Here is an 18,941-nt window from a genome sequence, read left to right on the forward strand (position 1 = left end):
TGGCCGCTATGTTAGATAAAACAGACCGTAAGCTGCTGTGCATGCTGCAGCAAGATTGCACCCAGTCGCTGCAGGCGCTGGCGGATGCGGTCAATTTGACCTCGACGCCGTGCTGGAAACGCCTGAAGCGTCTGGAAGACGAGGGCTATATCCGCGGTCGGGTGGCCTTGCTGGATAATGAAAAGCTCGGCCTGGGGCTGACGGCGTTCGTGCTGATCAAAACCCAGCAGCACAGCAGCGAGTGGTATCAGGCTTTTGTGCAGCTGACCAGCCAGATGCCCGAGGTGCTGGCGTTTTACCGCATGGCGGGAGAGTACGACTACCTGATGCAGGTCGAAGTGGCGGACATGAAAAGCTACGACGGCTTTTATAAGCGTCTGGTGAACGGCGTACCGGGCCTCATCGACGTCACCTCGAGCTTTGCCATGGAAAAAATCAAATACACCACCGCGCTGCCGGTGCCGGAGTGAAAAGTTCACCGGACGGGCGGCTCAACGGTGGTATCCTGCTCTGCTGAAGCAGAAAAAGAGACAAATCCCATAAAACCCTGGAATCAAACTGCGTGAGATTATTTGCTCAAATCGGCTGGTACTTCCGCCGGGAGTGGCGCCGCTACCTCGGGGCGGTGGTGCTGCTGATCGTCATCGCCATCCTGCAACTGCTGCCGCCTAAGCTGGTCGGCATCATCGTGGACGGCGTCACCGAAAAACAGATGTCCACCGGCGTGCTGATGGCCTGGCTCGGGTTGATGATCGGTACCGCGATCGTCGTTTACCTGCTGCGCTATGTGTGGCGGGTGTTGCTGTTCGGCGCGTCCTACCAGCTCGCGGTCGAGCTGCGCGAAAACTTTTACCGTCAGCTCAGCCGGCAAAACCCCGCGTTTTACCTGCGTCACCGCACTGGCGATCTGATGGCGCGCGCCACCAACGACGTGGATCGCGTGGTATTCGCCGCCGGTGAAGGCGTGCTGACGCTGGTGGATTCGCTGGTGATGGGGTTGGTGGTGTTGGTGGTGATGAGCACCCAAATCAGCTGGCAACTGACAGTGCTGGCGTTGATCCCGATGCCGTTGATGGCGATCGCCATCAAATATTACGGCGATCAGCTGCACCAGCGCTTTAAATCGGCACAGGCGGCGTTTTCCAGCCTGAACGATCAGGCGCAGGAAAGCATGACCAGCATCCGCATGATCAAGGCCTTCGGGCTGGAAGATCACCAATCCAACCGCTTCGCCGAGGTGGCGGCGCAGACCGGGGCCAAGAACATGCACGTGGCGCGGGTGGATGCGCGCTTCGATCCGACCATTTATATCGCCATCGGTGCGTCTAACCTGCTGGCCATTGGCGGCGGCAGTTGGATGGTGGTGAACGGTTCGCTGACGCTCGGGCAACTGACCAGCTTTGTGATGTATCTCGGCCTGATGATCTGGCCGATGCTGGCACTGGCCTGGATGTTCAACATCGTCGAACGCGGCAGCGCGGCCTACAGCCGCATCCGCAGCCTGCTTGATGAGGCGCCGGCGGTGCAGGATGGCCCACAGGCGCTGCCGGCCGGGCGCGGCGTGCTGGACGTGGATATCCGCGCGTTCCACTACCCGGAAAACCCACATCCGGCGCTGCACGATGTGGCGGTGACGCTGAAACCAGGGCAAATGCTGGGGCTGTGCGGGCCGACCGGGGCCGGTAAATCGACGCTGTTGTCGCTGATCCAGCGTCAGTTCGACGTCGACCAAGGGCAGATCCGCTATCACGGCCTGCCGTTGCCGCAGGTCAAACTCGACGACTGGCGTTCGCGACTGTCGGTGGTGAGCCAAACGCCGTTCCTGTTCTCCGATACCGTGGCGAACAACATCGCGCTGGGCCATCCGGGCGCGACGCAGGCGCAGATCGAACAGGCAGCGCGGCTGGCCAGCGTCCATGAGGACATTCTGCGGCTGCCGCAGGGCTATGACACCGAGGTGGGCGAACGCGGCGTGATGTTGTCGGGCGGGCAGAAACAGCGCATCTCCATTGCGCGTGCGCTGCTGCTGGATGCAGAGATCTTGATCCTCGACGACGCGCTGTCGGCGGTGGACGGCCGTACCGAACACCAAATCCTGCACAACCTGCGCAGCTGGGGGCAAGATCGCACGGTGATCATCAGCGCGCACCGGCTGTCGGCATTGACCGAAGCCAGCGAGATCCTGGTGATGCAGCACGGCGGTGTAGCGCAGCGCGGCGATCCGGCGGCGCTGGCGGCGCAGCCGGGCTGGTATCGCGATATGTACCGTTATCAGCAGCTGGAAGCGGCGCTGGACGAAGCGCCGGAAAACGGCGAGGAGGCGTTGGCCGATGAATAAAGTGCAAAAGCTGTGGCCGACGCTGAAGCGGCTGCTGGCCTACGGCTCGCCGTACCGCAAACCGCTGGGGCTGGCGGTGCTGATGCTGTGGATAGCGGCGGCGGCGGAAGTCGCCGGGCCGATCCTGGTCAGCTATTTTATCGATAATTACGTCGCCAAAGGGCAACTGCCGCTGATGATTGTCGGCGGGCTGGCGGCGGCCTACATTCTGCTGGAGCTGCTGGCGGCGGCGCTGCACTACTTCCAGGCGCTGTTGTTCAACCAGGCGGCGGTGGGCGTGGTGCAGCGGTTGCGTACCGACGTGATGGACGCCGCGCTGCGCCAACCGCTCAGCGCCTTTGACACACAACCGGTCGGGCAATTGATCTCGCGCGTTACCAACGACACCGAAGTGATCAAGGATCTGTACGTGATGGTGGTCTCCACGGTGCTGAAAAGCGCCGCGCTGATCGGCGCCATGCTGGTGGCGATGTTCAGCCTCGACTGGCGCATGGCGCTGGTGGCTATCTGCATCTTCCCGGCGGTGTTCGTGGTGATGGGCATCTATCAATACTACAGCACGCCGATTGTGCGCCGGGTGCGCAGTTATCTGGCGGACATCAACGACGGTTTCAACGAAGTGATCAACGGCATGGGCGTGATTCAGCAGTTCCGCCAGCAGGTGCGCTTCGGCGAGCGCATGAGCGCCGCCAGCCAGTCGCATTATCTTGCGCGCATGCAGACCCTGCGGCTCGACGGTTTTCTGCTGCGGCCGCTGCTCAGCCTGTTTTCGGCGCTGGTGCTGTGCGGCCTGTTGATGCTGTTCGGCTTCAGCGGCGAGGGCGTGATTGGCGTCGGCGTCCTCTACGCCTTCATCAACTACCTGGGGCGTCTGAATGAACCGCTGATCGAGCTGACGTCACAGCAGTCGATCCTGCAGCAGGCGGTGGTGGCCGGCGAACGCATTTTCGAGCTGATGGATCGCAGCCAGCAGAGTTACGGTGCCGACGATCGTCCTCTGGCCGGTGGCCGCATCGACATCACCGATCTGAGCTTCGCTTACCGTGCGGACAAAAAGGTGCTGCAGCATATTTCGCTGGCGGTGCCCTCACGCGGCTTCGTGGCGCTGGTCGGGCATACCGGCAGCGGCAAGAGCACCTTGGCCAACTTGCTGATGGGCTATTACCCGGTCAGCGAGGGGGAAGTGCGTCTCGATGGACGCCCGATATCCAGCCTGTCGCACCGCACGCTGCGTCAGGGCGTAGCGATGGTGCAGCAGGATCCGGTGGTGATCGCCGATTCGGTACTGGCCAACGTCACGTTGGGGCGTAACATCGAGGAAGACGCCGTTTGGCGGGCGCTGGAAACGGTGCAGCTGGCGAGTCTGGTGCGCGGCTTCCCGCAGGGTATCCACACCCGCCTGGGGGAGCAGGGCAATAACCTGTCGGTCGGGCAGAAACAGCTGCTGGCGATGGCGCGGGTCTTGGTGCAGGCGCCGCAGATCCTGATTCTCGACGAGGCGACCGCCAACATCGATTCGGGCACCGAGCAGGCTATCCAGCGGGCGCTGCGTGCGATCCGCGAGCACACCACGCTGGTGGTGATCGCCCACCGCCTCTCAACCATCGTCGATGCCGATTCCATTCTGGTGCTGCATCGTGGCCACGCGGTGGAGCAGGGCAACCATCAACAGCTGCTGGCGCAGCAGGGGCGCTACTACCAGATGTATCAACTGCAGCTGGCGGGCGAGCAGTTGGCGGAAGCGGTGCGCGAGGAGAGCCAACTCGCCTGATCCCACGGGCCGCATTCGCGGCCCTTATTTTTCCCAACGCACCACAAGCAGGCAACTCGCCCAAGCTACGCCCCCTTTCTGCACTTTTTCGACGCGATGCGCACCAAATTAGTGCGCATTATTTAACCCATTCAAGGTATCGGCGCTGCGCTGCGTCGCGGCGGCGCCCGCGTGTGCGCTAATCCGCTGAATCGTCATGCAAAATTAAATTTGGCACAGCCCTTGCTACATATGACGCGTACCAGGGGTGAGTTTGGGCTTAATTCGTGGAGGGGCAATATGAAGCTGGTGACCGTGGTAATCAAACCGTTCAAGCTGGAGGATGTGCGCGAGGCTCTGTCCTCCGTGGGCATTCAGGGGTTGACCGTAACCGAAGTGAAGGGCTTTGGCCGCCAGAAGGGGCATGCCGAGCTGTATCGCGGCGCCGAATATAACGTCAACTTCTTGCCCAAGGTCAAAATCGATATCGCTATCGCCGACGATCAGTTGGATGAAGTGGTTGATGTGATTAGCAAAGCCGCCTACACCGGTAAAATCGGCGACGGCAAAATTTTCGTTGCCGAGTTGCAACGCGTGATCCGCATTCGCACCGGCGAAACCGACGAATCGGCACTGTAACCACGAACTCAGTTAAGCAATGGGGATGGATTGATAATGAAAAGACTGTTATCCATGTTGGGCCTGAGTTCGGTAACCCTGGTTCCTTCTTTGGCCCTGGCCGCCCCGGCGGTCGCCGATAAGGCCGACAACGCCTTTATGATGATCTGCACCGCGTTGGTGCTGTTCATGACGCTGCCGGGCATCGCGCTGTTTTACGGCGGCCTGCTGCGCGGCAAAAACGTGCTGTCGATGCTGACGCAGGTCACCGTCACCTTCGCGCTGGTCTGCGTGCTGTGGGTGCTGTATGGCTACAGCCTGGCGTTCAGCGAAGGCAATGCGGTGTTCGGCGGATTCGAGACGGCGATGCTGAAAGGCATCGGCATCGACAGCGTCACTGGCAGCATCAGCCAGATGATCCACGTCGCTTTCCAAGCCTCCTTCGCCTGCATTACTGTGGCGCTGGTGGTGGGGGGCTTCGCCGAACGCATTCGCTTCTCGGCGGTGCTGATCTTCGCGATCGTGTGGTTCACCCTGTCTTACCTGCCGATCGCGCACATGGTGTGGGGCGGTGGCTATCTGGCCACCGACGGCGCGCTGGACTTCGCCGGCGGCACCGTGGTACACATCAACGCCGCCAGCGCGGGGCTGATCGGCGCCTATCTGCTCGGCAAACGCGCCGGCTTCGGTAAAGAGGCGTTCAAACCGCACAACCTGCCGATGGTGTTTACCGGGGCGTCCATCCTGTATATCGGCTGGTTCGGTTTCAACGCCGGTTCCGCCAGCGCGGCCAACGGCATCGCGGCCCTGGCATTCCTCAACACGGTGGTGGCTACCGCGGGCGCCATTCTCTCCTGGACCTTCGCAGAGTGGGTGCTGCGCGGCAAGCCTTCGCTGCTGGGCGCCTGCTCTGGCATGATCGCCGGGCTGGTTGCGGTGACGCCGGCAGCGGGCACCGTGGGCGTGGGTGGGGCGTTGATCATCGGCCTGGTGGGCGGCGTTGCCGGCCTGTGGGGCGTCGTGACGTTGAAGAAATGGCTGAAAGTGGACGACACCTGCGACGTGTTCGGCGTGCACGGGGTGTGCGGCATTGTCGGCTGTCTGCTGACCGGCGTGTTCACCGCTTCTTCCCTCGGTGGCACCGGCTATGCCGAAGGCGTGACGATGGGCCATCAGGTGTGGATCCAGCTGCTGAGCGTCGTGATTACGCTGGTGTGGTCAAGCGTCGCCGCCTTTATCGCCTTCAAGATTGCGGGCGCGATGGTGGGGCTGAGAGTACCGGAAGAGCAGGAGCGCGAAGGGCTGGATGTCAACAGCCACGGCGAGAGCGCCTACAACCAATAAGACTCGAAGCAGGGCAGTGCGCGAAAGACTAAAATAATGATGAAGCAAAAAGGGGCGATGGAAACATCGCCCCTTACTTTATATTGCGGATTAGGCGTCGCGCTGGCGAATCACCCCTTCCTGCACGGTGGTGGCGACCAGTACGCCGTCGCGAGTGTAGATCTGGCCGCGCACAAAGCCCCGTGCGCCGGAGGCGGAGGAGCTCTCCACCGCGTACAGCAACCAGTCATCCATACGGAACGGACGGTGGAACCACATTGAGTGGTCAATGGTGGCCACCTGCATGCCCGGCTCGAGGAAGCCGACGCCGTGTGGCTGCAGCGCCGTCGGCAGGAAGTTAAAGTCCGACGCGTAGCCCAGCAGATATTGGTGGATGCGCTGATCGTCCGGCATGCTGCCGTTGGCACGGAACCACACGTAGCGATGCGGCTCTTCCACGCTGCCTTTCAACGGATTGTGGAATTTCACCGGGCGCATTTCGATCGGCTTCTGGCCGATAAATTTTTCGCGCACTTTTTCCGGCAGCATATGCGCCAGCTTCTGGGCGATCTCTGACTCGGACAGCAGCCCTTCTGGAGGCGGCACGTCCGGCATCAGGTTCTGGTGCTCGAAACCGGTTTCCGGGCTTTGGAAAGAGGCGGTCATATAGAAAATAGGTTTGCCGTGCTGAATAGCGCTGACGCGACGGGCGCTGAAGCTGTTGCCGTCGCGCAGGGTTTCTACGTCGTAAACGATGGGTTTGCTGCTGTCGCCCGGGCGCAGAAAGTAGCTGTGGAACGAGTGCACGCTGCGCTCGTCCGGCACCGTCTGCTTGGCGGCGTAGAGCGCCTGGCCGACAACCTGTCCACCGAACACCTGGCGCAGCCCCAGATCTTCGCTTTGGCCGCGAAACAGCCCTTCTTCGATTTTCTCCAGATCCAGCAGATCAAGGAGGTTTTGCAATGCCTGGCTCATAAAATTGTTACCTTTCTAATAATCATTTTGCGCAGTGTGCGGAATATCACGGCGTGGCGTCAACATTTTGCATTACAGGGCCGATGAGAATGCTCTTAATCGTGGGCGCCCTGGGCTGTTTAAGTGATTAATAGGCGGGGTAAAGTGGATTTATCAGTGTTTTGTGCTAGGTTTAATAAGTGCGGTGGTGAAAGCCACCAACATGTTGATAATAAAAAAGGAGACCGATCCATGAAACTCTGGCAAATCGTAGGCGGTGCCGCGGCACTGACGATCACGCTGGCAGGATGCGCGCAAAAGAGTGCTGATGTGCCTACACAGGCGGCCGGTAATCCGGCGGCTGCGCAAACGCAGATTCAAGGCCCGGCGGTGACAGGTTCGGTTAATATACGTCAGCGTATTGCGCTGCCGCCGGACGCCGTACTGACGGTCACCCTCTCTGACGCCTCGCTGGCGGATGCACCGTCCAAAGTGATTGCACAGCGCGCGATACGTACTGAAGGGCAACAGGCGCCATTCAACTTTACGCTACCGTACAATCCGTCCGACATCCAACCGAATGCGCGTATCATTCTGAGCGCGGCGGTGACGGTCAACGGGCGACTGATGTTTATTACCGACACTATCCAGGAAGTGGTTAACCGCAACGGTACTCGCGCCGATCTGCTGCTGGTTCCGGTTCAGGGTGTACCGATTCAGGCTGCGCCAACCGCCATGCAGTAAATTTCCTGCGGTACAGCAAGATGAAATCAACAGCCTTTGCGCTTCGGCCAAAGGCTGTTTTGTTTTACCAGCGCCAGCCGTAGCGCTCGAAATCGACCGTGCTGTGCGGGCCGAAAATAATCCCTTCCGCCAGCAGTGCCTGCCGTTGCCGTTGAAAATCCTCCCCCTGCTGCGAGATCTGTCCGTGCCGGTTGATCACCCGGTGCCAGGGCAGCGCGCTGCCTTCCGGCAAACGCCGCAGCACGCCGCCAACCTGGCGCGCGGCGCGCGGTGAACCGGCCAGCCGGGCGACTTCGCCGTAGGTGGTGACTTTGCCGTAAGGAATGGCGGCCACGATGTGGAATACCCGCTGGCTGAAAGAGGCGTCTTCTGGTTGCATATTGCTGTTCCTGCGCGAGTCAAAACCCAGGCGAAGAGTGTGCCACAGTGCAGGTGGGTAAGAAAACAGCGGTTAGCCCCGGTTGGCTTGCTATTTGGCGGGGCATCGCCGATAATGCCCACCGCTTCAGAGTACAGAAGCCGTCAATGGGGGCCCTGTTGGTTCTCCCGCAACACTAACTTGTGAACTCGGTCAGGTCCGGAAGGAAGCAGCCGCAGCAGGTGACGTGTGTGCCGGGATGTAGCTGGCAGGGTCCCCACCCATTTGGCCTTCGCCAATCCGCACTTTCGCCGTCTCTCTTCTACTCATCGATTATCCCTTTCTGCCATCAGGCAGAGCGACAAGGCATTTCTTTTCTTCCCGCCCTCAATTCTTTTGGATAATGAATTAGCGGTTCTGGATGCAAGCATAATGAGGGGGCGATGGCGTAACCTGTCTCGATTTAAAAAGAAAATTGCTTCCAGGCAATATTATTATTGAAAGGGGGAGTGCAAATGAAGTTTTACTGTCAATAGGAAAAGTACGTATTCAGCTTGAACATTGAAGCCGATAAAAGCATCGGCTCAACGCGTTGGGGGTCTGATTATCTGACATATTTCCAAACGGAGGTGGGGATTTTGTCATACAGTTTGTTCATGGTGAGCTCTGCCAGACGGTGATCGGCCGCTGAGTAAAACAGCTCCAGTTCATCATCGGAAAGCTCGTACTTATTTTTCTCAATAACACGTTCGAGAGTATCAATCGTGGTGCATTTACGTAAACGCATCAGATAGTCGGTTTTAGTCATGGTGGCCTTTAGTTTAATAACCGTAAAAATAGCTCGGGAATAATTATCCCTTAAGTTTTCATTGTCGTACAGATGTCCTCTCCTGAGAACATTCTGAATAATCTCGCCTTGGTTTTTTGCCAGCGGCGCAGGTCGGAATCATTGATACCGTAACTGCTGAACAGCGTATAGGTATCATCGAGATATTCTTCGACTAACTCCGACAGGTCAGATTCGTCCATGTATTTAATTTTATAGCTCATCACAAACGAAGCGATATGTTCGATCAACTCATTAAGCTGCAGGTTGACGGAGGACGTCGGATCGTTGACCCACCCATGATGACTGTCTCCCAGGGTAGCGATACCTTCATCATACAAATTTTCGCACAAGAATTTGAGCTGAGCAATGTCGTGTCGCTTAGGCGAATACTCATCCATATCATCCCCTCCGTAAGTCTTAATTGCGGTGTGATAACACTATGTGAGTAAGCTGATTTACATCATGGACGGAGGCAGCTTAACGGTCTTTAAATAAACTTCCCGTAAAGTGAATATAAATCATTTTTTCGCGTTTGGCCTGTAGTTATTACGTAAACTTACAATTCATCCGCTGTTGATGGACGTGAGTTATCAATGATGTCGAAGATTAAACCCCGTTCTGTCACACGGAACCGGACGCTATCGCTGAGAGTGTCTTCGCTGTTGATATCCAGGCAGGCATTAAAAATGCCCCACTTATAACGATAACTCATTGAATAATCGCTACCACCCTGTTGCACTATATCAAGTATTTCTAATGAATCTTCGGCATAGCGTGCGCTTTCAGAATAAAAACTGAGTCCGCTGGTCAGTGCCGGCACTAACTCCGCTATATTGTCATTAATCACTTTCTTTAATTTGTTAACAGAAAGTGCGTTGACATCCAGGTTACAGGCAAGGGTAACAAGCATTAATCTCGGCCAACAGCAATGTTATCTACTTATCTTACTCCTTTTCCTCCCTCGTCGGTAAATTTTTCGATTTACCGCTGTTCTTTACCTTACGCCAACATTTCAACCGAATGGGAATATCCCTGGATTTGATAAGGAGGCTTGGGGGGAAAGTGCCGCTGCGCGAGAGATTGTTACGTTCCGTTGCATTATTGTCGCGCCATAGCTTGAGATGCGACAGTCTATGTGATGTTATATTATAACTATAAACCCATCATTTTTGGCTACGACATTGACTCCCACTTCGCAACATGACGCCACGCCGTCACTGAATTCGTTGTTCACCACCTCTGCTGCCGCGCGTTGCGCAGGTGCCGTTATGCTGCTGGCCCTGCTGTGGCTCGGCATCTTCTGGGCGGTGTCGCTGCCATGATTACCTTGCGTCAGCTGGCGATAGGCTATGGCGCCATGCCGCTTTTCCCGCCGCTGAGCGGGCAGTTTACCGCCGGATCGCTCACCGCGGTGGTGGGCGTCAACGGGGCAGGTAAGTCGACGCTGCTGAAAACCTTCGCCGGATTGTTGCCGCCGCTGGGCGGCAGCCTGAGTTTTATCGGCGGAAAGCCGCCGCGCAGAGCTTATCTACCGCAACAGGCGGAGCTGGATCGGCAATTCCCGATTGCGGTAAGCGATCTGGTGGCGATGGGCTGTTGGCCGCAAAGTGGCATGTTCGGCGGCATGAACAAGCGTGCGGCGAGCCAGGTCAACGAGGCGTTGGCGAGCGTTGGCATGAGCGCGCTGGCGCACACTCCGGTGGGTGAACTGTCCGGCGGCCAGCTGCAGAGGGTGTTGTTTGCGCGCCTGCTGGTCCAACAGGCGCCGCTGATTTTGCTGGATGAACCTTTCACCGGTATCGACAGCGCCACCACGCAAATTTTGCTGCAGGTGATTGCGCAACTGCACCGGCAGGGGAAAACGGTGATCGCCGTGCTGCACGATATGTCGATGGTCGCCGAGCATTTTTCACAGGTACTGTTGCTGACGCCGCAGGCTTGCCACTGGGGCGCGGCCAAGCGGGTGCTGGAACAGGTGCCGAGGTATCACGCCGCCGAACGGCAGCCGGATCTGCGGGCGGTGGCGCCATGATGTTGTTGCATGGGCTTATCGATCCTTTCCTCTCTTTCGGTTTTATGCGCCGCGCGCTCATGGCCTGTCTGGCGTTGTCGCTCAGCGCCGCCCCGCTGGGCGTGTTTCTGCTGCTGCGCCGCATGAGCCTGGTCGGGGACGCATTGTCCCACGCGGTGTTGCCGGGCGCGGCGATCGGTTATCTGATCTCCGGCATGTCGCTGGTGGCGATGGGGGTGGGCGGTTTTATCGCCGGGTTGGCGGTGGCGATGCTGTCCGGCCTGGTGAGCCGCCGCACGCCGTTAAAAGAAGATGCCAGCTTCGCCGGGTTCTATCTGGGGTCACTGGCGCTGGGGGTCACGCTGGTCTCGCTGCGCGGTTCCAGCGTGGATCTGCTGCACGTGCTGTTCGGTTCGATTTTGGCGGTGGATGCGCAGGCCATGCTGATGGTCGGTGCGATCGCCTCGGTTTCGCTGCTGGCATTGGCGGCGCTGTACCGCGCGTTAGTGATCGAATCCTTCGACGTCACTTTTCTGCGCGTCAACGCCCCGCGCCGGTTGGCGCTGATCCACGGCCTATTTCTGGCGCTGGTTGTGGTCAATCTGGTGGCGGGATTCCAGATCCTCGGCACCCTGATGTCGGTGGGGCTGATGATGCTGCCCGCCGCCAGCGCGCGCTTCTGGGCGCGCAATCTGCCGCAGACGCTGGCGACGGCGATGGGCATCGGCGCGCTGTCCAGCGTGATTGGGCTGGTGTGGTCCTACTATGCTTCGCTGCCTGCCGGCCCGGCGATCGTGCTCAGCGCCAGCGTCATCTTTTTCGTCTCGATCCTGTTTGGAACGCGCGGAGGCATTTGCGCCTTCGCGCGCCGTTGAGAAGTGCCATTTGCAAGGAGAAAGTATGAAACGTTTACCTATATCGCTGGCGGTTGCTGTTCTGCTGGCCAGCCCATGGGCGATGGCGAAGACCGTCGACGCCGTCGCCAGCTTTTCCATTCTGGGTGATATCGTCAAAGAGGTGGGCGGCGATCACGTTAAGGTCAGCACGCTGGTGGGGCCGGATGGCGATCCGCACAGCTTCGAGCCTTCGCCGCAGGACGGCAAGAAGCTGGCTCAGGCTGATGTGGTGTTCGTCAGCGGTCTGGGGCTGGAAGGGTGGATCGATCGCTTGGTCAGCGCTTCGGGTTATAAAGGGCAGGTGATCACCGCTTCACAGGGGATCAGTACCCGCCAGATGGAAGAGGACGGCAAACCGATTACCGATCCCCACGCCTGGAACAGCATGAAAAACGGCGTACAGTACGCTACCAACGTGATGAACGCCCTGATTGCCGCCGATCCCGAGGATGCCAACTATTTTCGCCAGCGCGGAGCCGAATACATTCAGCAGCTGCAAAAGCTGGACCAGTGGGCCAAAACCCAGTTCGCCGCAGTGCCGCCACAGAAACGTAAGGTGCTGACCAGCCATGATGCGTTTGGCTACTTTGGGCAAGAGTACGGCGTCACCTTCCTTGCCCCGGTCGGGTTTTCCACCGAGGCCGAAGCCAGCGCCAGCGACGTGGCCAATCTGATCAAGCAAATCAAACAGGAAAAGGTCAACGCTTACTTTATCGAAAATCAGACCGATCCGCGGTTGGTGAAACAGATCGCCGCCGCCACCGGCGCCAAGGCGGGCGGCGAGCTGTACCCTGAAGCGCTCTCCCGCGCGGGCGGCCCGGCGGCCACCTATGAGCAGGCGTTCAAGCACAATGTCGACGCGCTGCTGAGCAGCATGAAGTAATCTCCGCCCCCGCCTGCCGGCGGGGGACGGCTTGCAGGTACTTTCTCGCCGTAAAAAAAAAGCCCCGTTGAGCAGCAACGGGGCTTTGCGACAGATGACACTTTGGAGTTAACGCTTTTTCTTACGTCCCTGTACCGCTTTGAATCGCGGATTGCTTTTACAGATCACATAGATGCGGCCACGACGACGCACGACTTTGCAATCCGGGTGGCGGTTTTTCGCCGAACGCAATGAACTCAATACCTGCATGGGATTTCCTTGTTACTTATTGCCGATAAAGCGGCCAAAGCGCTGCTGGAAGCGCGCCGTGCTGCCTTCTTTGGAATAGTCTTTCTGCTTGCCGGTGTAATACGGATGCGAAGCAGAAGAGACGTCAAGGGTGACATACGGCCAGCTTTCCCCGTCCAGTTCGATGGTGCGATCGGTTTTGATGGTCGATCCCACTTTGAAGTAGGCATTGGCGCTGACGTCGTGGAACACCACGGTGCGGTAATCGGGGTGGATGCCGGGTTTCATAATGGCCCTCTCGTGTAATGTTATACCATAACAATAATTATGCGCCGACCTGGCATCGCGATCAAGCGCAAATTGCACACAAAAGTGAATTAATGAGAACGGTTTGCATTAAGCAACTGAAGCAAAAGAAAAAGGCCGCATGCGCGGCCTTTTCGGTTATCGGGTAGAGATCCCTTCACTGAGCGATCAGTGGTGTTCTACCGGATGGCTGTGTTCCAGGTCTTCGTTCTTCTTGCTGAAGCGGCGGCGAACCACCACGAAGAACACCGGCACGAAGAAGATCGCCAAGACGGTGGCAGTGATCATCCCGCCCATTACGCCGGTACCTACCGCGTTCTGTGCGCCGGAGCCTGCGCCGCTGCTGATAACCAGCGGCAGAACCCCGAGGATGAAGGCCAGAGATGTCATGAGGATTGGACGCAAACGCATACGCACCGCTTCCAACGTCGCTTCGATCAGACCTTTGCCTTCTTTCTCCATCAGATCCTTGGCGAACTCAACGATCAGGATGGCGTTCTTCGCCGATAGACCGATGGTGGTCAGCAGCCCCACCTGGAAGTACACGTCGTTGTTCATGCCGCGCATCGTCGCGGCCAGCAACGCACCGATAACCCCCAGCGGCAATACCAGCATGACCGAGAACGGCACGGACCAGCTTTCATACAGCGCTGCCAGACACAGGAACACCACCAGAATCGAGATGGCGTACAGCGCCGGCGCCTGGTTGCCCGACAGACGTTCCTGATAGGACATACCGGTCCAGTCGTAACCGATGCCACTTGGCAGTTTGGATGCCAGCTGTTCCATCAGGTTCATCGCTTCACCGGTACTCTTGCCCGGTGCGGCCTGGCCCAGAATTTCCATCGACGGCAGGCCGTTATAGCGTTCCAGACGCGGTGAGCCGTATTCCCACTTCGCCGAAGAGAAGGCGGAGAATGGCACCATCTGGCCGCTGGTACCGCGCACGTACCACTTGTTGATGTCTTCCGGCAGCATACGGAACGGCGCGTCGGCCTGTACATACACCTTCTTCACACGACCGCGGTCGATGAAGTCGTTGACGTACGAACCACCCAGGGCGGTGCTCAGCGTGCTGTTGATGGTAGTGATGCTGACGCCCAGCGCCTTGGCTTTCTCCTGATCGACGATCAGTTTGAACTGCGGCGTATCTTCCAGGCCGTTCGGGCGCACACCCACCAGCACGTCCGGATGCTGAGCAACCATGCCCAACAGCTGGTTACGCGCTTCGGTCAGTTTTTCGTGCCCCAGGCCACCCTGGTCAATCAACTCGAAGTCGAAGCCGGTTGCGGTACCGAGTTCGATGATCGCCGGCAGGTTGAACGGGAACACCAGGCCTTCTTTAATCTGCGAGAAGGCACCCATGGCACGGCCCGCGATCGCCTCGACCTTGTTCCCGGCCCCTGGACGCTCACCCCAGTCTTTCAGGCTGACGAATGCCAGGCCGTTGTTCTGGCCGTTACCGTTGAAGCCGAAGCCCGCGACGGTAAACACCGAAACCACGTTGTCCTTTTCCTTGTTCAGGAAGTAGTCGGAGACTTCTTCCAGCACTTTGTTGGTACGGGACTCGGTGGCACCGGCAGGCAACTGCACCATGGTCAACAGGATGCCCTGATCTTCGTCCGGCAGGAACGAGGAAGGCAGGCGCAGGAACAGCAGGCCCATGCCAACCACGATCAGCAGGTAGATGATCAGGTAGCGACCGGTGCTGCGCAGGATGTTGCCCACGCTGTCGGTATAGTGATGCGTGCTCTTCTCAAACATGCGGTTAAACCAGCCGAAGAAGCCTGTTTTAACCCCGTGATCGCCTTTCGGGATCGGTTTGAGTAGGGTGGCGCACAGCGCCGGCGTCAGGATCAAGGCCACCAGCACCGACAGCGCCATCGCGGACACGATGGTGATCGAGAACTGGCGATAGATAGCGCCGGTTGAACCGCCGAAGAACGCCATCGGCACGAATACCGCCGACAGCACCATGGCGATACCCACCAGCGCGCCCTGGATCTGGCCCATCGATTTACGGGTAGCTTCTTTCGGCGGCAGCCCCTCTTCGGACATAACGCGCTCGACGTTTTCCACCACCACGATGGCGTCATCCACCAGCAGGCCGATCGCCAACACCATGCCGAACATCGTCAGGGTGTTTATCGAGAAGCCAAACGCCGCGAGGATCGCAAAGGTCCCCAGCAGTACTACCGGCACCGCGATGGTTGGGATCAGCGTCGCGCGGAAGTTCTGCAGGAACAGATACATCACCAGGAATACCAGGATGATGGCTTCGATCAGCGTTTTCACCACTTCGTTGATGGAGATTTTAACGAACGGGGTGGTGTCGTACGGATAAACCACTTTCATCCCTTGCGGGAAGAAGGGCGCCATCTTGGCCAACTCGTCTTTCACACCTTTGGCGGTGTTCAAGGCGTTGGCGCCGGTCGCCAGTTTGATACCCAGGCCGGCGGCAGGCTTGCCGTTGTAGCGAGCGGTAACGGCATAGCTTTCCGCGCCGCGCTCGATATGAGCGACGTCGCGCAGGCGTACCTGAGAACCGTCGGTATTCACTTTCAGCAGGATCTTGCCGAACTCTTCCGGCGAAGTCAGACGGGTCTGCGCGATGATCGAGGCGTTCAACTGCTGCCCCGGCACCGGCGGCAGGCCGCCCAGCTGGCCTGCGGCGATCTGGTTGTTCTGCTCGGTGATGGCGGAGGTCACGTCCGTGGTCGTCAGCTGGAAGTTGTTCAGCTTGTTCGGATCCAGCCAGATACGCATCGCGTACTGGGCACCGAACAGCTGCACTTCACCCACGCCGGACGAACGGCTGATCGGGTCCTTGATGTTGGACGCCACGTAGTCCGCAATATCGTCCTGAGTCATGTTCGGATCGTCGGAAACGAAGCCGGCCACCATCAGGAAGCTGCTGCTGGATTTTTCTACTTTCAGGCCCTGTTGCTGAACTTCTTGCGGCAGCAACGGGGTGGCCAACGACAGTTTGTTCTGAACCTGAACCTGCGCGATGTCAGGATCGGTGCCGGAATCAAACGTCAGGGTAATGGTGACGCTACCAGAGGAATCACTGGTGGAGGACATGTACATCAGGTTATCGATACCGTTCATGTTCTGTTCGATAATCTGCGTGACGGTATCCTGCACCGTTTTGGCATCTGCGCCCGGGTAGTTGGCGGAAATACTCACCGCCGGCGGTGCAATAGTGGGATACTGCGCGATTGGCAGTTTCATTATTGCAAGCACCCCCGCCAACATGACGATGATGGCGATTACCCAGGCGAAAATCGGGCGATCTATAAAGAACTTAGCCATGTATTACAGGCTCCTTTTTATGACTTCTGCGCTTCAGACTGCGGCTGTTTTTGCGCCTGAGTGTCAACTTCCTGCACTTTTACCTGCGCGCCCGGATGCACTTTCATCAGGCCGGAGACGATCACGCGATCGCCGGATTTCAGGCCATCGGTCACCAGCCATTTGTCGCCGATCGCCTGGTCGGCCTTCAGCGTGCGCAGCTCAACTTTGTCGTCTGCCCCTACCACCAACGCCGTCGCGTCGCCGCGCGGGTTGCGGGTAACGCCTTGCTGAGGCACCAGCAGCGCATCGCTGCGCACGCCTTCGTCCAGACGGGCGCGTACGAACATGCCCGGCAACAGCGTATCGTTCGGGTTAGGGAACAGGGCGCGAATGGTGATGGAGCCAGTGGTTTCATCGACGGTGACGTCAGAGAACTCCAGCGTGCCTTCCTGCGCGTATTCGGTGCCGTTTTCCAGCATCAGTTTCACCTTGGCCTTGCCGTTTTCCTGCTTCAGCGCGCCGCTGGCCAGCTCTTGCTTCAGGCGCAGGAAATCAGTGCTTGACTGGGTGACGTCGACATACATCGGATCCAGCTGCTGCACGGTAGACAGTGCGGTTGCCTGGCCGTTGCTGACCAGTGCGCCTTCGGTCACGGCGGACTTGCCGATGCGGCCGGAGATCGGAGAGGTCACCTTGGTGTACGCCAGGTTGATGCGCGCGGTTTCCACGGCGGCCTTGGCGGCCACGACGGCGGCGTCCGCCTGCTGCAGCGTGGAGACGGCGTTGTCGTAGTCCTGTTTACTGATGTAGCTCGTGCCCAGCAATGGCTTGTAGCGGTTTACCGTCACGCGTGCGATGGAAGCGCTGGCCTGTGCTTTGGCCAAATCGCCTTTCGCGCTGTCGTAGCTGGCTTGATAGGTGGCGGGATCGATTTGGTACAGAGACGTCCCGGCCTTGATATCGCTGCCTTCAACGAAGTTGCGCTTCAGGATGATGCCGCTGACCTGAGGGCGAACTTCGGCGATACGATACGCAGCGGTGCGGCCAGGAAGATCGGTAGTAATGTTGAGAGGCTCAGCCTTCAAGGTGACTACGCCCACTTCAGGCGCCTGTTGTTGGGCGCCTTGCTGTTGGGTTTCTTTATCGTTACATCCTGTTAGCACTAAGCTGCCTGAAAGCATCAGAACGGCCGCCAGAGGCGTTAACCCTCTGTTTTTGTTCATAGAAAAACCTCAAGTGTCCGATTTCAAAATGATCAATGGATCACAAGCTTTAAAACCCATTGCTGCGTTAATTATATGTGCGTGCTATGGTACATACATTCGCGAATGTATGTAAATCACACTCCCCCTAAATAACAATGCCATGGCACGAAAAACCAAACAGCAGGCGCAAGAAACCCGACAGCAAATCCTTGATGCTGCGGTGAGAGAGTTCTCTGAACGTGGCGTTGCTGCAACGTCACTGACAGATATTGCCACCGCTGCCGGGGTTACGCGTGGAGCCATCTACTGGCACTTCAAGAATAAGGTAGACCTGTTTAATGAAGTTTGGGAATCTACCGAGCCGAAAATTGACCAGCTCGAAACAGAGTATCAGGCAAAGTTTCCCGATAATCCACTGCGGGTTATCCGAGAAATTCTGATTTACATTCTGACGTCTACGGTTGAAGACGGCCGTAGGCGGGCGTTGATGGAAATTATATTCCACAAATGCGAGTTTGTCGGTGAAATGATGCCGCTGCTGGATTCGCGCAAGGTGCTGTACCTCGCCGGCTATGAACGCATCGAAGCGGTGCTGTATAACTGCATTCACCACGGGCAATTGCCCGCCGATTTACATACCCGCCGTGCGGCGATCATCCTGCGCGGTTATATCACCGGCCTGATGGAAAACTGGCTGTTTATGCCGGAAAGTTTCGATCTGCGGGCCGAAGCCGAAGCGCTGGTGGACGCGTTTTTGGAGATGCTGCAGTTTTGCCCCACCTTGCGCCTCAAACCCGACGCGGTGACGCCTGACGCCGACCGCCTTCCTTTATAAGGAGAGATTTCATGTCATCAGTTGTTCTTATTGCCAATGGCGCCGCCTATGGCCATGAATCCTTGTTCAATGCGCTGCGGTTGGCCATCGCCATGAAAGAGCAGCAGAGCAGCCTCGACCTGCGGCTGTTTCTGATGTCCGACGCGGTGGTGGCCGGGCTGGCCGGACAGCAGCCGCACGAAGGGTACCATCTGCAGCAGATGCTGGAGATCCTCACCGCGCAGCAGGTGCCGGTCAAGCTGTGCAAGACCTGCGCCGACGCGCGCGGCGTCAGCCGCTTGCCGCTGGCGGACGGCGTGGCGATCGGCACCTTGGTCGAGCTGGCGCAGTGGACGCTGGCGGCGGAGAAAGTGCTGACTTTCTGAT

At 58.2% G+C, this 18,941-nt stretch carries 20 protein-coding genes and 1 other RNA gene; 12 read left to right on the plus strand and 9 right to left on the minus strand.

What is annotated here, in order from left to right; all coding sequences use genetic code 11:
• Nucleotides 1–8 precede the first annotated feature (8 nt).
• The 5 genes from QMZ29_RS15865 to amtB all read left to right on the plus strand — a co-directional run bounded on the left by QMZ29_RS15865 (nt 9) and on the right by amtB (nt 6,050).
• The gene (locus tag QMZ29_RS15865) at nt 9–470 is read left to right on the plus strand and encodes an Lrp/AsnC family transcriptional regulator (protein WP_004940330.1); all 462 of its coding nucleotides are present in this window, start codon (nt 9–11) and stop codon (nt 468–470) included.
• Nucleotides 471–562: 92 nt separating this feature from the next.
• A complete protein-coding gene (smdA, locus tag QMZ29_RS15870; protein WP_060432557.1) occupies nt 563–2,338 on the plus strand; it encodes a multidrug efflux ABC transporter permease/ATP-binding subunit SmdA in 1,776 nt (591 codons plus the stop codon).
• Nucleotides 2,331–4,109 (plus strand): multidrug efflux ABC transporter permease/ATP-binding subunit SmdB, encoded by a 1,779-nt coding sequence (gene smdB, locus QMZ29_RS15875; RefSeq protein WP_060432558.1) that lies wholly within the window; start codon nt 2,331–2,333, stop codon nt 4,107–4,109. The genes smdA and smdB overlap by 8 nt, the downstream gene beginning before the upstream one ends.
• A 279-nt stretch (nt 4,110–4,388) precedes the next feature.
• The gene (gene glnK / locus QMZ29_RS15880; RefSeq protein ID WP_004940327.1) at nt 4,389–4,727 is read left to right on the plus strand and encodes a P-II family nitrogen regulator; all 339 of its coding nucleotides are present in this window, start codon (nt 4,389–4,391) and stop codon (nt 4,725–4,727) included.
• A 36-nt stretch (nt 4,728–4,763) separates the two neighbouring features.
• Entirely contained in the window at nt 4,764–6,050 is a 1,287-nt protein-coding gene (amtB, locus tag QMZ29_RS15885; RefSeq protein ID WP_049295142.1) for an ammonium transporter AmtB, read from the plus strand.
• Nucleotides 6,051–6,140: 90 nt separating this feature from the next.
• Here amtB and tesB read toward each other — a convergent pair whose 3' ends face one another.
• Nucleotides 6,141–7,004, minus strand: coding sequence for an acyl-CoA thioesterase II (gene tesB, locus QMZ29_RS15890; protein ID WP_016928847.1), 864 nt, complete (start codon nt 7,002–7,004; stop codon nt 6,141–6,143).
• Nucleotides 7,005–7,235: 231 nt separating this feature from the next.
• Between tesB and QMZ29_RS15895 the strand changes: the two genes are divergently transcribed.
• Nucleotides 7,236–7,727, plus strand: coding sequence for a YbaY family lipoprotein (locus QMZ29_RS15895; RefSeq protein ID WP_025301777.1), 492 nt, complete (start codon nt 7,236–7,238; stop codon nt 7,725–7,727).
• 64 nt (nt 7,728–7,791) lie between these two features.
• On the opposite strand, the gene QMZ29_RS15900 is transcribed toward QMZ29_RS15895, so the two are convergent.
• Nucleotides 7,792–8,106, minus strand: coding sequence for an MGMT family protein (locus QMZ29_RS15900; RefSeq protein ID WP_025301778.1), 315 nt, complete (start codon nt 8,104–8,106; stop codon nt 7,792–7,794).
• A 156-nt stretch (nt 8,107–8,262) separates the two neighbouring features.
• On the opposite strand from QMZ29_RS15900, the gene ffs reads away from it, so the two are divergent.
• Nucleotides 8,263–8,359, plus strand: an RNA gene (ffs, locus tag QMZ29_RS15905) — signal recognition particle sRNA small type.
• A gap of 330 nt (nt 8,360–8,689) precedes the next feature.
• Here ffs and hha read toward each other — a convergent pair.
• From hha to QMZ29_RS15920, 3 genes are all read right to left on the minus strand, one after another.
• Nucleotides 8,690–8,893 (minus strand): hemolysin expression-modulating protein Hha, encoded by a 204-nt coding sequence (gene hha, locus QMZ29_RS15910; protein WP_004940313.1) that lies wholly within the window; start codon nt 8,891–8,893, stop codon nt 8,690–8,692.
• A 50-nt stretch (nt 8,894–8,943) separates the two neighbouring features.
• On the minus strand, nt 8,944–9,312 hold the full coding sequence (tomB, locus tag QMZ29_RS15915; RefSeq protein ID WP_004940312.1) for an Hha toxicity modulator TomB: 369 nt from the start codon (nt 9,310–9,312) through the stop codon (nt 8,944–8,946).
• 158 nt (nt 9,313–9,470) lie between these two features.
• The gene (locus tag QMZ29_RS15920) at nt 9,471–9,824 is read right to left on the minus strand and encodes a hypothetical protein (protein ID WP_025301779.1); all 354 of its coding nucleotides are present in this window, start codon (nt 9,822–9,824) and stop codon (nt 9,471–9,473) included.
• Nucleotides 9,825–10,232: 408 nt separating this feature from the next.
• Here QMZ29_RS15920 and QMZ29_RS15925 point away from each other — a divergent pair, with 408 nt between their 5' ends.
• The 3 genes from QMZ29_RS15925 to QMZ29_RS15935 are packed head-to-tail and all read left to right on the plus strand — an operon-like array spanning nt 10,233 to nt 12,704.
• Nucleotides 10,233–10,946 (plus strand): metal ABC transporter ATP-binding protein, encoded by a 714-nt coding sequence (locus QMZ29_RS15925; protein WP_173889153.1) that lies wholly within the window; start codon nt 10,233–10,235, stop codon nt 10,944–10,946.
• The gene (locus QMZ29_RS15930) at nt 10,943–11,800 is read left to right on the plus strand and encodes a metal ABC transporter permease (RefSeq protein WP_043135664.1); all 858 of its coding nucleotides are present in this window, start codon (nt 10,943–10,945) and stop codon (nt 11,798–11,800) included. The genes QMZ29_RS15925 and QMZ29_RS15930 overlap by 4 nt, the downstream gene beginning before the upstream one ends.
• A gap of 25 nt (nt 11,801–11,825) precedes the next feature.
• The gene (locus tag QMZ29_RS15935; protein ID WP_173889151.1) at nt 11,826–12,704 is read left to right on the plus strand and encodes a metal ABC transporter substrate-binding protein; all 879 of its coding nucleotides are present in this window, start codon (nt 11,826–11,828) and stop codon (nt 12,702–12,704) included.
• A gap of 108 nt (nt 12,705–12,812) precedes the next feature.
• On the opposite strand, the gene ykgO is transcribed toward QMZ29_RS15935, so the two are convergent.
• The 4 genes from ykgO to sdeX all read right to left on the minus strand — a co-directional run bounded on the left by ykgO (nt 12,813) and on the right by sdeX (nt 17,758).
• Nucleotides 12,813–12,953 carry a type B 50S ribosomal protein L36 gene (gene ykgO / locus QMZ29_RS15940; RefSeq protein ID WP_004940304.1) on the minus strand — a complete coding sequence of 47 codons (141 nt, stop codon included), beginning with the start codon at nt 12,951–12,953 and terminating at the stop codon, nt 12,813–12,815.
• Nucleotides 12,954–12,965: 12 nt separating this feature from the next.
• Nucleotides 12,966–13,220: a type B 50S ribosomal protein L31 gene (locus QMZ29_RS15945; protein ID WP_004940303.1), complete on the minus strand. Its 255-nt coding sequence runs from the start codon at nt 13,218–13,220 to the stop codon at nt 12,966–12,968.
• Between the two features lie 186 nt (nt 13,221–13,406).
• Nucleotides 13,407–16,553 carry a multidrug efflux RND transporter permease subunit SdeY gene (sdeY, locus tag QMZ29_RS15950; protein ID WP_025301783.1) on the minus strand — a complete coding sequence of 1,049 codons (3,147 nt, stop codon included), beginning with the start codon at nt 16,551–16,553 and terminating at the stop codon, nt 13,407–13,409.
• A 17-nt stretch (nt 16,554–16,570) separates the two neighbouring features.
• The gene (gene sdeX / locus QMZ29_RS15955; protein WP_025301784.1) at nt 16,571–17,758 is read right to left on the minus strand and encodes a multidrug efflux RND transporter periplasmic adaptor subunit SdeX; all 1,188 of its coding nucleotides are present in this window, start codon (nt 17,756–17,758) and stop codon (nt 16,571–16,573) included.
• 142 nt (nt 17,759–17,900) lie between these two features.
• On the opposite strand from sdeX, the gene acrR reads away from it, so the two are divergent.
• Together acrR and QMZ29_RS15965 are read left to right on the plus strand one after the other, a co-directional pair.
• Complete coding sequence (gene acrR, locus QMZ29_RS15960; RefSeq protein WP_025301785.1) at nt 17,901–18,575, plus strand: multidrug efflux transporter transcriptional repressor AcrR; 675 nt, start codon at nt 17,901–17,903, stop codon at nt 18,573–18,575.
• 11 nt (nt 18,576–18,586) lie between these two features.
• Entirely contained in the window at nt 18,587–18,940 is a 354-nt protein-coding gene (locus QMZ29_RS15965) for a DsrE/DsrF/TusD sulfur relay family protein (RefSeq protein WP_004940282.1), read from the plus strand.
• Nucleotide 18,941 lies beyond the last annotated feature (1 nt).

Origin of the sequence: Serratia sp. PF-27, from assembly GCF_030053255.1 — a bacterium.
Classification (GTDB): Bacteria; Pseudomonadota; Gammaproteobacteria; order Enterobacterales; family Enterobacteriaceae; genus Serratia; species Serratia bockelmannii.